At 34.7% G+C, this 12,667-nt stretch carries 9 protein-coding genes, 2 tRNA genes and 1 pseudogene; 8 read left to right on the top strand and 4 right to left on the bottom strand.

Features of this window, described 5'->3' with window-relative positions; genetic code table 11:
- The first annotated feature begins 272 nt into the window (after window positions 1-272).
- From JGH11_RS16410 to JGH11_RS16400, 3 genes are all read left to right on the top strand, one after another.
- Entirely contained in the window at window positions 273-491 is a 219-nt protein-coding gene (locus JGH11_RS16410) for a hypothetical protein (protein ID WP_201113623.1), read from the top strand.
- Between the two features lie 130 nt (window positions 492-621).
- Complete coding sequence (locus JGH11_RS16405) at window positions 622-1,728, top strand: alpha/beta hydrolase-fold protein (protein ID WP_201113621.1); 1,107 nt, start codon at window positions 622-624, stop codon at window positions 1,726-1,728.
- Window positions 1,729-1,853: 125 nt separating this feature from the next.
- A complete protein-coding gene (locus JGH11_RS16400; RefSeq protein ID WP_201113619.1) occupies window positions 1,854-2,789 on the top strand; it encodes an alpha/beta hydrolase in 936 nt (311 codons plus the stop codon).
- 559 nt (window positions 2,790-3,348) lie between these two features.
- Here the strand turns inward: JGH11_RS16400 and JGH11_RS20330 are convergent.
- A complete protein-coding gene (locus tag JGH11_RS20330) occupies window positions 3,349-3,594 on the bottom strand; it encodes an RHS repeat-associated core domain-containing protein (protein ID WP_370567621.1) in 246 nt (81 codons plus the stop codon).
- A gap of 20 nt (window positions 3,595-3,614) precedes the next feature.
- The gene (locus tag JGH11_RS20325) at window positions 3,615-4,157 is read right to left on the bottom strand and encodes a hypothetical protein (RefSeq protein ID WP_236264046.1); all 543 of its coding nucleotides are present in this window, start codon (window positions 4,155-4,157) and stop codon (window positions 3,615-3,617) included.
- A 1,314-nt stretch (window positions 4,158-5,471) separates the two neighbouring features.
- Here JGH11_RS20325 and JGH11_RS16390 point away from each other — a divergent pair.
- From JGH11_RS16390 to JGH11_RS16370, 5 genes are all read left to right on the top strand, one after another.
- A complete protein-coding gene (locus JGH11_RS16390; RefSeq protein WP_201113618.1) occupies window positions 5,472-7,382 on the top strand; it encodes a hypothetical protein in 1,911 nt (636 codons plus the stop codon).
- A gap of 25 nt (window positions 7,383-7,407) precedes the next feature.
- Window positions 7,408-9,396: a hypothetical protein gene (locus JGH11_RS16385; RefSeq protein ID WP_201113617.1), complete on the top strand. Its 1,989-nt coding sequence runs from the start codon at window positions 7,408-7,410 to the stop codon at window positions 9,394-9,396.
- A 1,724-nt stretch (window positions 9,397-11,120) separates the two neighbouring features.
- On the top strand, window positions 11,121-11,282 hold the full coding sequence (locus tag JGH11_RS16380; RefSeq protein ID WP_201113616.1) for a hypothetical protein: 162 nt from the start codon (window positions 11,121-11,123) through the stop codon (window positions 11,280-11,282).
- A gap of 280 nt (window positions 11,283-11,562) precedes the next feature.
- A tRNA-Gly gene (locus tag JGH11_RS16375) sits at window positions 11,563-11,635 on the top strand.
- Window positions 11,636-11,645: 10 nt separating this feature from the next.
- Window positions 11,646-11,728, top strand: a tRNA-Leu gene (locus JGH11_RS16370).
- Window positions 11,729-11,819: 91 nt separating this feature from the next.
- Here the strand turns inward: JGH11_RS16370 and JGH11_RS16365 are convergent.
- The gene (locus JGH11_RS16365) at window positions 11,820-12,092 is read right to left on the bottom strand and encodes a helix-turn-helix transcriptional regulator (protein WP_201113615.1); all 273 of its coding nucleotides are present in this window, start codon (window positions 12,090-12,092) and stop codon (window positions 11,820-11,822) included.
- A 155-nt stretch (window positions 12,093-12,247) separates the two neighbouring features.
- A pseudogene (locus JGH11_RS16360) lies at window positions 12,248-12,667 on the bottom strand (hypothetical protein); the annotation flags it as partial.

The following is a 12,667-nucleotide window of genomic DNA, read 5'->3' as shown; positions in this document are numbered from 1 at the left end:
TAAATATACGAATTGAAAAGTGTAAGCGTTTGATAACTAATGATTTTTTTGACGATTAGTATTGAAATTTACGATTTTTTTGATCTCTTAGTGATTGTGGTACGACAAAAACAAAAGAATATGCGACAGAATTGATTTTGCTGCAACAATTCTAAACGAATAAAAGATGGTTTGATATCGTAGCTTCTCAACCATGTCTATATTTTTGTTTGATAATATTTTGTATAAATACCGGTATAATTGCATATTACAATAATCAAACTCCAGATAAAGTGAATGACCGCGGTAACTGGCTACATATGATGTTCACTACCCAAGCTGATGGTATGCTAATGGTTATAGCGAATGGTAGAGAAACAGAAGGAGAATTACATCGTTTTGAATATCTGGTTAGGAATGGTGCAGACTTTTTTGTAGAAATCCTCAAAGAACGTAATTCTTTTGCAGCACCCAATGTTAAGCCATTTTATAGATTCAGACCTATTCCTTAAAAGCATCTAGATAGAGTCGAACCAAAAGATCCGAATGGACAAAATTATGGATGTTAAATAAATAGAAAAAGATATAAATAATCATGGAAAGTAACATAAAATAACTATTGATCAAAATTATAAAATGATTATGAATAAAAAGATTGTAACCGTTTTGTTGGCGACAATATTTGTCGTAGGTTTAATTTCAGCACAAAATATTAAAGAAGATTTTACTCCCTCAGTACTAAACCAACCAGGGCAGTTGTATCCACAAGTAAACTCACAAGGCTATGCCCGCTTCAAAATCATAGCCCCTGATGCACAAAGTGTATCAGTGAGTCTCGGATTAGGTGGGCGTGGAAGCACTATTCTGAAAAAAGCAGAAGACGGAACCTGGATGGGAACCACCGAAGGGCCTATGGATGAAGGTTTTCATTACTATCACCTGACTGTAGATGGAGGCATTTTCAATGACCCTGGCACCTCTAATTTCTTTGGCTCAAATCGCTGGGAAAGTGGAATCGAAATTCCAGCTTCCGATAAGGATTTTTATGCGTTAAAAGATGTACCTCATGGACATGTAAGTCAGATCTTTTTTTCGTCGAAAAGTACTAATACCTTACGTCGGGCTTTTGTATACACTCCTCCGGGGTACGGGAAAGATACAAAAAAACGTTATCCGGTTTTGTATCTTCAGCATGGTTGGGGTGAGGATGAAACAGCATGGACAAATCAGGGACTGGCCCATTTTATCATGGATAATCTAATAGCTGAAGGAAAAGCAAAGCCTTTCATTATCGTAATGACCTATGGTATGACCAACGATACGAAATTTGGACGAATTCAAGATTTTAAAATTGAACACTTTCAAACTGTTTTAATCGATGAACTCATCCCTTATATTGATAATAATTTTAGAACTATAGCCAATCAGCCTAACCGTGCAATGGCAGGTCTTTCGATGGGGGGAATGGAAACAAAAATGATTACTTTAGCCCATTCAGATATTTTTTCACATTACGGCCTTCTCAGTGGTGGTACTTATGCCCCATCAGACATCAAAGACAAAACGAAATTGAAACTAGTTTTTATGAGTTGCGGAAGCAGGGAGAATCCAGATAAAGTGATACAAGCCGCAAATGAGTTAAAATCTGCCGGTATTAATGCTGTTTCATTCGTATCTAATAATACTGCTCATGAGTTTCTGACATGGCGTAGAAGTTTACGAGAACTTGCTCCATTGTTATTTAGATAATATTACATTTGAAATAAACTATAAAAGAGGTCTAAAATACATTTCTTCTGAGTTTTCGATAGTACTTCTAAATAAGAGAATAAGAAATGTCAATAGTTCCTAAAAGTTAACAAATATTGAATTCCATGAGAAATTATGTATTAATCGTCCTTATGTTCCTTTCTTTAAACTGTTTTGGACAAGAGTATTCACAAAGCTGGAAAGACTTGGATTACGCCGGAGACTCTGCTATTTATCACAGATTAGATATATATCTGCCAAAAGTGGAGAAGAAAAGCTATCCTGTTGTCATTTATATTTATGGAAGTGCATGGTTCTCCAACAATGGAAAAGGAGCTGACCTCAATACAATAGGTAAGGCATTACTAGACGCCGGCTTTGCAGTCGCTATGCCTAATCACCGATCAAGCATCGATGCCAAATTTCCTGCTCCGGTCAACGATATAAAAGCTGCTATCCGCTTTGTACGAGCCAATGCTTCCACATACAGGCTCGACACCACTTTCGTGGGGATTTCAGGTAGCTCATCCGGTGGTAATATGGCTGCAATTGCTGGAACATCCCAATTTGAAAAACAATATACATATGGCGATATAACAGTTGACATAGAAGGTAATGTTGGACCTTACACCAAATTCAGTAGTGCGGTAGATGGGGTGGTCGATTGGTTTGGCCCGACCAATATGCTGCTAATGGATTCTTGTGGAGGTACCGATTTTAGTCACAATGACGCCAAGTCACCTGCTTCGGTTTATATAGGAGGTCCAATACAGGAAAACAAAGACAAATGTTTGTTGGCAAGCCCTACTACATATATTGACCCCACCGATCCGCCTTTTTTGATTTTTCACGGTGATAAGGATCGTGTAGTACCTCATTGCCAAAGCGAACTCCTTCACGAAGCACTTCAGAAGGTAGGAGTACCCAGTCGTTTTTATCTAGTAAAAGACGGCCAACATGGACCGGGTGTTCATGTGTCCGAAAATTTGAAATTGATGGTTGATTTTTTTATCAGTTCTAAGGAGAAAAAAGTTCTTGATACAGATTGTATTGGAGATTGAATATACCAACGGACCAGTAACCTCGGTGTAAAGAAGTATTCATACAAAGAATGGACATTCTGAATCTTCCAGGCTAAAATATTTAGAGATTGGAAACGAAAATGGAATGGCTCCTTATGCTGGACATTGGGAATTGTTTGTAAAAGCAATCCAAAATAAATATCCCGATCCTGATTGCTAATGAATGGGTAAGCGGAGGCGAAAAGACCAAAGCCGCAGATTGTAAACCAACGTTATTATAGCAATCTGGATTGGTTTATATGGAATTCGAACAAATATGACAGTTATGGCGGCAACAGCTCTAAAATATTTGCGGAGGACATGCTGTAATAGAAGGTGTCGGAAGCGGAACTTTGTGTGGTGTTATAGGCAAAATGGCTGGAATGAAATTCGGATGCAGTGGTAGTGGCGGCTTATGCTTCACTTTTTGCCAAGTCTAACATGAGGTGTTGTCAGTAAACTGTTTGGTATTCCGAGCTATTATGTACGACGGATGTTTGCATCGAATCAAGGGATGGTGAATTTACCCGTGATTATGGAAAGTACACTGATTATTGACTTACCTCGCACAAAAGGGTAATTCTAATACAAAACTATATGGTCTCCAACTATAATATTTCTCTGCCAATGGATTAACACTGGTAAATCTTTCCACTGCACTCTCATAATACCTGGCCGAGCAATCATACGGGTTCAGATGGTGTATATCATCCAATTTCTTGCCATTATACTTGTACTTTTTACCATCATCATACTTTTCGGCAAAGGCTGTTCCAAACGGATAGTAATGGTTTCGTTGGGTGATTATGCCGCTGGCATTGACTACTACACGATTGTGCCCAGATGGTCTGCCAGGTAATAGTGATATACACCATTTTCGATATAACCTCCGTCTACAAGCATGCGGGTTTTGTTTTTGTTTGTGTTTTCACTCTTGATGGTTTCGGATATGATGTTATCTGCATAGTCGGTGTTCTTATAATCGGTCAGCCGATCGGTTGCAGGAGTGGTAGTACCTATCGGAGAATTCACCAAAGTTGGGTAGTAGCACTGCTCTGTCCTCAGCTTCACGCCTGAAGTCGAGTAGGTGTAATAGTTCTTTGCCTTGGCCGTTGAACTGTTGATCACCATCTGACGGGGTAAATTTAAGTAATTATATTGAATACCTGTTATTCCCTTGTTTAGATCTTTGTACATCGCACCATTGGCATTGTAGGTGTATTCGACAACTGTATCCAAGTTAGTTTTATCCTTGAAGTCGGCTGATTCGATATAGGTAAAGTTGGTCATGTCATCCGCTACGTTGGTCATTTGGTTGCCCGAACAGAGGCAAAATAAACAACCAAAATGAATTAAACGTGTTTTCATAAGTGATTGATATATGGAAAAATGACGAGTGTTTGATAAAAAAATACAAATATTTATTGTAAGCATATTTTAACTAGAATAGAGAAGTTTTTAATTCGAGGAATGGCAGTATATGAAATTTAAACAGGCTCTAAGTATACACCCAATAATAATGTAGCTCATCGATAAAATCTTAAGAAAAAGAAAGCTAGGATAAGAAGAAAATATCTCATAATAATATAGAGCTATAAGTTTGACGTAATAATACCAAATAAAGTATTAAAACCGTCTTTGATAGGTTGCTTAATTTGTAAGTGTCAATAATAACTTCATTGCCTTAAAACAAAGTAAAATATATAAAACAAATAAAATATATAAAACAAATTTTATTTGATGGAGAAACTAATATGAATGAACGGAATGTGATTTTTCCTCTTTACACTGTATCGTCAATTTTATATTAACATTTTCCATCTATTTGATTTACAGTGTGTTAAATGAATAAAACTTTATATTAACATTATATTTGTTTCAGATATATTTCTCATCATTTATCTTCATTCTTTTAATTTACTAACGACCTTAAGATTAAAGTGATCTTGACTAATTTAAAATTGTTAAAACAATAAGGATATGTTCGTTTAGTGTTTGGTAACTAACTAATTAAAAATAATTCCTTATGGCAAAGTACTTAGTACAGATACAATAGAAAATAAAATACGACCTCATTTATCAACAGCAAAGCGAGAATTTAAGACAAAGGGTTGTCTTCCAGAGATTATAAATTGCATTTATATAAGCTTAAGAGCGGTATTCAGTGGCATACATTGCTTGTAAAAAAAAGTCTGTTCTTGGATGTAATCTTAAACTATAAGATTATTTATGGTCGTTTCAAGAAATGATGTAAGAAGGGAGAGGGGAAACTCTTGGCTGAAGATTCTCTAAAAGCGCAAATCCATTTGGGTTTATCCACTTCGTTGATTGATGGGAGTCATCCAAAATTATGACCTCCATGACATTGAAGATCACTTGGCTGAACTTTTTACTACCTTAAGCAAGGCAGCGATTGCTGTTGATGGTTTATTTGTCAACGCTGAATGAACAAAGATATACTATTGAAAGAACAAATGCATGGATGGATTCATACAAAACTTTACTCAATAGATTTAAGACGAGGGTGTCAACATAGAAAGCCTTCAACTATCTGGTATTTATGAGTATATTATTGAACAAAATTAACAAAAAAAGTCAAGATGACTTCTAAACAAAACTCACAAAATAAGGTGTATTAACTACAATCCATCTTAAATAACAACTATAATTTTAACAAGCACGATGAAAAAAAAGTCATTTCTTATGATGCTTTTTACATTGGCATTATTAATGTCATGTACAGAAGAAAAGTATGTGTCAGATATACCAGATATGTCTGCAAAAGGTAAGAGGGAGTATGTCTTTGCTTACAAAGTTACTCAAGAGAATGAAGGACTTAGTACAAAGGGAGCTTCTCTTAATGGAAAAACATGGGGCAACGGATCTACTATTCGGATTAAATTTTTAAATGGAACTTCACTTGCTCAAAACAAGCTAAAAGTAGTTGCTGCCGAATGGTTAAAACACGCAAACTTGAAATTTCAATACGTAGATGTAGCAGACAATGCTGATGTGAAAATCGCATTTCATTGGAATGGAGAACAGGTTACATGGTCGTATATTGGTACAGATTGCAAAAACGTTCCTCAAAATGCTCCTTCTATGAATCTAATGTTATTTAATGAGAATGATGCGACAGAGGTCAATTCAGAAGATTTCGCTGCAATTATTTTGAGAGAATTTGGACATGTTTTAGGGCTGGTCTACGAGAATCAAAGCCCTAATGCTACATTTAAATGGGATGCCTCTCGTGTTCGTAACTATTTTCTGGCACAAGCTTGGACTAATGCCCAAATTGATACACTTCTTCAAGTGTATAGCAAAACGCAAACTAACTATACACAGTTTGATCCGGAATCTATTATGCTATTATTTTTTCCTGATTTTTTAACTACGGATGGAAAAGGATCGCAATGGAATAGCAAGCTGTCTGCTACAGACAAGCAATTTGCAGCCACACTTTACCCTGGCATCATTGAGGTTCCTGATAGAGTAGAACTTATTTATAAACAAGCGAATGACCCGAACTCTTATCCGTATACAGGCGTTCGTATTGGTGAATATTATTGGATTAATAATAACTTCTATCATAAAGTTCCAAGGCAAGGAGGTTTGCACGATGCTGGAGGAGAAACCGATGTAACCACAGAAATGTTGGATGCCTACATGAAGGCAGCTCATATTGATCTTAATATGAAAAATGATGCTAAATTTCCAATCCAAGTATATAATTTAGATAATTTCAATAGGTACTATGGTCGTTATTATAATGCGAACAGTGAAATATATATGAGGCAAAATGGAAAAATGTATGAAGGAAATAGCTCTTCACCTCATGCTGGTTGGAGGATACCTGACTATGAAGATTTCAGGCAATTATTTGCTATGTGTCCAGTGGAAAGTGATGGAACATTGAGAACTAAAGGTATACACATAGCTCTGGGTGCTAAACATGGGGATAATCCTGCAACTTCACCAAAATATGAACAAGAACATGCTAATAAACTTATTTACGGTCAAAAACCTGAATTCTTCAATATATGTACTAAAGGACATTCAGTTTATTGGTATACACACAATGATCCTGGTGATGTAGCAGGAGTCGAAAGTGTAAAGAATATTTACAATTTTAATCTAATGGCAGGAGGAAAAAGAGGAAACGCCAGCTATTGGTGGGACAATGATTACTGTGATATAGAAACAGGAAAATGCCCTAAAGATGCGCATTGGGGGGAAGGTCAGTATTTGTATCACTTATTCTATGGTTTCTCTTTTTGGACTATTAAAAATCCTGTTCATGTTACCGTAACGATTGATACAAGAGGTTTAGAACTCTGGCATTTGTTTAATATACGTTGGTGCCGTAGATTGACAGATGTGGAGCTAGGATATAAATTATACATCAATAGTACACAAACAGACATCAAAAAATTATCTCTAACAGAAAATCCTCCTGCAGGATATTCAGAATTGGCTCCTGGTTACTTACGCGGGTTTTATGTACAATATATTCTGGATAATCCTAATCCTAAATATACAGTTTCAGATGTTATCCGTTTTTCAAAACAAGTTCACGATGAACTATTTCAATAATAAATCTTTTAGCCTTTAAAAAATTATGAACAAATTTTATTTATGGATGCTAATTCCGTTATTAGCCTTTATTACATCCTGTTCGCAAGAACTTGATGATGCACAGGGTATAGATGCAGGTGTTAATACTTCTGCAATAGACATTAAAGATTATGTTTTTGCCGTAAAAACATTTGATTCACCTAAACATGAAACCAAAGCTGTACTAAGTAGAAATGGTTGGGAACAAAATGAGGAAATCCTGATTGGATTCCTTAATGGCAGCGATTTAGCAAAAAACAGAGTAAAAGAAGTTGCGAAAGAATGGGGAAAACTTATAAATCTAAAATTTACGTATACAACTAACATATCTGAAGCATATGTAAAAATTGGTTTTAAGTATAATGGTGATCGTGTAAATTGGTCATATTTAGGCACCGACTGTCTGAATGAATATGGGCTTAATCAGCCTACGATGAATTTACTTCTAAATGATGTAAATAGTACGACTGAAATAAACTCAGCAGATTTTGCAGGCATTATACTTCGTGAATTCGGACATATGCTAGGTCTGGTTAATGAACATCAAGGATCTAACTCTACAATAAGTATTGATAGAGATAAGGCTTTATCTTATTTTAGACCTTTTGGTTGGACTGATATTCAGGTTGATAATTGGATTATGAAAAAATTCCCAATCAAACCTCCTTTAGCTGTAGCTGCTACTGCATATGACGAAAATTCTATTATGGCTATTTACATCCCAGCTCATATTACTACAAACGGAGTAGGTAGTAATAAATTTAATACTGCATTATCTCAGACGGATAAAGAATTTATCAGTAGCATATACCCTCGGTTAGATCCCGATCCTGATGAATATGAATCTTTACCTAAAAATCCCAGAACTGTTTTTCATTACATGGAAGTTTGGACAGATTACCAGCCTGCGCATGGAGTTACACCGGCTGATATGGATAATTGGCTGCCTAATCAGTTAGACCATAACGGTCAACCCAATGGTTTCTGGTATGCTAGGGATGGAGTACAAAATAATTGGATATTTTCTTCTTCTGGTACTCATAAAGTAGTTGATTGTGATGAGATAAGTTTTTTTGCTCAACCGTTGCGACAAACATTAGGTCGGAATGGAAATCAATGGGTTGAAGGTTTAGATATCAGACAATCAGATTTAGATGGTGAACGTATGTTTCAATCGAAATTAACAGATTTGAAAACATTTATGTCTTTATATGGTAGCTATTACCCTTGGGGTGCTTATACCTTATGGGGTTGTTTTTTCCCTAAAGGCAATAATTATACCAATAATGGTTCCGGATTTCAGCTGTTTACTGATAACACAAGAGCTACAGATATAACAGATGGCTGGGGAATCCCTACCACTGATATTATTTTACAACTTATAGGTCAATTACCAAGACATCATGAGTTGAATGGTACAGGTACAAGATGGGATGATATTCGGGATTTCTTTTTCCCGGATGCAGCTACGGATATTATCACAAATGGTTCAACATCATGGTTCAAATTGTCGGATAATTCCATTACCAAAAATATATCAGGATTAGGCTTATTCCCCGGAGGCAAACTTCCTAACCTCGATGTAAGACCAGTGGGAGTAGTAGATTTTGGAACCTCTCATGTGATGCCTACATTTAAAAGGAATGGTGCAATATCAGTTACTTCTTTTGCAATTGATGAATCTGGTTTACATCCGACGGGATTACGTATTTCATCTTTAGTTGCCTATGCTCATGGTGGAAATATTCGTTATTCTCGTATTAAAACTGTTGATGAATTAGGTTATAAGTTAGTTATTGATGAACATTCGGATAAAATACTTTTTGTTTCTCCTTCTGATCCTCGCGAAGATATCCCGGTAGGTATACTTCGAGGTGTTGCTTTACGATATTCTAATCGTGCTCATAAAGTTGTTTGTGAATCATATAGTAAGATACGTCATGAAGCAGAACAATTAACAACCAGCGCTATTGTTGATATTGAAAGTTATTAATAAAAACGATATAATTACTAGTTTTATAGATAAATATTTAATGTAAATTAAGTATCTAAAGAAGTTCCGATTCGGAGTATTTTGAAACTATACAGGAATTGTAAACTGTATTTTAATTGAGTCTGGTAAAATACCAGACTTAATTTGCTTAAATTAGTGAAATTCAACCAGATAATACCATCTTTCTTATCATTCAAGTTTAAATACTTAGCTATAAAATTGCTGTAAATTAAGTGTATATCCGTATTGCCGTGTGTGCGGTTCAGATTTGTCAACAAGATTTAACAGAGGACGCAGAGAAAGTTGAAGAAAAATAGGTCTTACCCGATGACGTTGTTTATATGTCTGAAGATGAAATATCGTAACTACAAAAGGTGATATTGACGGATATAATATAATAAAGGCTATTTTGTGCGAAATAGTCCATTTAAATAGGGTAGTAGATAGAGACACAAAATCTTATTTTGGAATTTTGTTTGATGATAATAAGGGAAAACCTATTTGCCGTTTATATTTTAATTCCGACGCAACTAAATATATAGCTACTTTTGACGAAAGTAAAGTTGAAAATAAAAATAAAATTGATAATTTAAATGAAAGTTATAAGTAAGCTAAAGTTCTCAAAAATATAGTTGAATACTATTTACAATAAAATATAATCGAAAATCATAATATTCCGCTTTAACTGCGTAATCCTTGAGTCTGTCAACCTGTATTTGATAAATATTATTTATATATTGATATATTATTGTATTTGAATGATTTAATGATAATAATGAAAGATCGAATGGATATAGCAAAGAAAATAAGTTCAAGTACAAGGATAATAGTATTTAAAATATTAAAATCAGTAAAGTTAAAAAGAAAAATTGCTATATAGAATATTGTCAATATATGGATTGTACAATTAAGGAACATAAAAAGGCATTCGATAAGATATTTAGACTCAAAAATAGCTTTCGTAAATACAGGGTCATTATTTAGAGCCTTTTGGCAAAAGTAACTGTCTTCCCATTCTTTTCCTCCGATCTCCCTTCTTACTCTATTTTGTATTGAAGTATAGAAATCGCAAGCTTTTATCAATTTAATTGTCATGCAAACGACAAAAAATATTATAATATTAAATATAACCATCATTATTAATGGGAGCAGAGATTTAAAATAATTAAATGAACTGAAAATGATTTTATTGCCAACTTCTGAATTTATAATTTGAGAAATTAAAATATAATCGTTAAAAAAAGCATTTATTGCAATTGGAGAAAGTACCATTAATATAGAAAGTACGATTCCGATGTAAATGTTTCGTAACGTCTCTAAATGTCTGTAGTGAAACCAAGCTTGCTCAAATTCTTTTAGTTGTAAATCTAACTTAGGGTCACTATTATTATTTATAATAGTTCTAGGTGAAAATAGCATGTCAAGGAATTTCATAATATATAGATTTTAACATCTAAAAATATAAAATATATTTAGACATACAAAAAAAGAAAGAGGGAACAGTTATACAACACAATCAGTATATAATTCTCGTCATCTTTTAATCTTTTCTTAACGGTTCCGGAATGGGCCGATAATAATCGCATTTTGCCACGTATTACAGTTGCTGAACATAGACTATGATGAACTTCAAGAACTCCATACTTGAAAGAGATAACGATCCGGTTGTCAGTATCTTCGGACTATAAGAAAATAATTGTGATGAAAGGTGGACAGTTAGATTGATGGAAGCTGGAGCAACTGATGAAATTGGGGGCTGTGACTGTTCAAAAGCCATTGTCTTTGCAAAACGAAATAATCAAGTGGATCAGAATGCTGAAAAAAGTGCAATTCTAAACATAGTAGCCTTTGGGATTGAATGGTATCATTTAAGGGGATGTTTGTAAGGTTAAATTATGTTACTTCTACCTCATTTCTACTAACTGCGTATAACCATTTATTATTCATATATTATCGAGTCTCATCGTGTGTACAATGCTTAAACGAAAAAAGTCCGCATTTATGTGGGCTTTTCTTATCTACAGAAGATTATAAGCGATTTTTAATAGTCTATTAATTGTTTCTAAAGTTATATTAGATTCTCTATATTATTGTATTTTGTTATCTGAAAATTTTTACTAACCGAATAATAATAATGAAAAATATATTATTTTTACATATCGAAATGCGAAAGTAGCTCAGTTGGTAGAGCACAACCTTCCCAAGGTTGGGGTCGCGGGTTCGAGCCCCGTTTTTCGCTCTGAAATAAAGCGCATGTGGCGTAATTGGTAGCCGCGCTGTCTTCAGGTGGCAGTGAACTATGTTCGTGGGGGTTCGAGTCCCTTCATGCGCACAGATGTGAATTTAAAACCCTTTGAATTTCAGTAGAATACCAGAGGGTTTGCTTTTTATTAGGAACGAATATGGGAACGATTGCCGAATCTTCATCTGTTTTCTTCGAAAAACTCACCCTTTCCCAGGAACAACCAATCGAGTGATACATTAAATTTCTTATGAAGCAAAAGTATATTCGTGATTGTCGGTTCATTCATTGAGCCTTCAGCGATCATTCTATTTAAATTGCTTTGCGTGGCTATGCCTACAGCCTCACAAAACTCTTTCTTTGTTTTTACTACCTTTCTATATCTTAATTCATTAAAAGATTCAACAAATCGCTCAACTACAAGTCTTGAATCTTTTTTGGTTTGATCTTGCATTTTCAAACAAAATTTAGCTTTAGTGTGTTATAATCAGTTGCATAACTAATCATTTTGAGAAAACTACCTTTAATAGAGCAGATTTGATGACCTGCTTCGCTTTTGCTGCAGGTTGTTTAAACTTGTTACTTTTTATATACATTAGTGTCTCCCTTTTAATTTTTGATTAGCCTCCGAGTATTATTTGTTGAGGCGATGACTTGAGCAAGCTTAGCGTTAGCATCTGCGAGCTGAGTATTATTTTCAATCAACTGATCTATTTTGCTCCTATACCATGCTTCTGTGTTTGAAGATGTATCATCTGTTTGAGGCACGCTTTCAACTGGGGTGTTGTCCCCTTTCAGCATATTGCCTTCGCCAGTAAGAAGCCATCCAGCACTTACATCTGGAAAAGCCTCCAATAATCTATCAGTTACAGTTTTTCCAACATTATAACCATCAGTCATCCAATTACTAGCTGTATTACTTGCAACATCTAGTTTCTCTATAAATTTTTTATGACTTCCTCTCTTTCTTCCAAAATAATATATTTTTATTTCTTCAATTCTTTTATTTAATGTCATAATATATATGAT

The organism is Dysgonomonas sp. Marseille-P4677, from assembly GCF_016652235.1.
Lineage (GTDB): Bacteria > Bacteroidota > Bacteroidia > Bacteroidales > Dysgonomonadaceae > Dysgonomonas.
This window is presented reverse-complemented; position numbering and strand designations above follow the sequence as displayed.

What these genes read in the sequence shown, in the direction of transcription:
- JGH11_RS16365 (WP_201113615.1), bottom strand. Translation starts at nt 12,092, where the DNA reads ATGCAAGATCAAACCAAAAAAGATTCAAGACTTGTAGTTGAGCGATTT.
- JGH11_RS16405 (WP_201113621.1), top strand. Translation starts at nt 622, where the DNA reads ATGAATAAAAAGATTGTAACCGTTTTGTTGGCGACAATATTTGTCGTA.
- JGH11_RS16400 (WP_201113619.1), top strand. Translation starts at nt 1,854, where the DNA reads ATGAGAAATTATGTATTAATCGTCCTTATGTTCCTTTCTTTAAACTGT.
- JGH11_RS20325 (WP_236264046.1), bottom strand. Translation starts at nt 4,157, where the DNA reads ATGAAAACACGTTTAATTCATTTTGGTTGTTTATTTTGCCTCTGTTCG.
- JGH11_RS16380 (WP_201113616.1), top strand. Translation starts at nt 11,121, where the DNA reads ATGGAAGCTGGAGCAACTGATGAAATTGGGGGCTGTGACTGTTCAAAA.
- JGH11_RS16390 (WP_201113618.1), top strand. Translation starts at nt 5,472, where the DNA reads ATGAAAAAAAAGTCATTTCTTATGATGCTTTTTACATTGGCATTATTA.
- JGH11_RS16385 (WP_201113617.1), top strand. Translation starts at nt 7,408, where the DNA reads ATGAACAAATTTTATTTATGGATGCTAATTCCGTTATTAGCCTTTATT.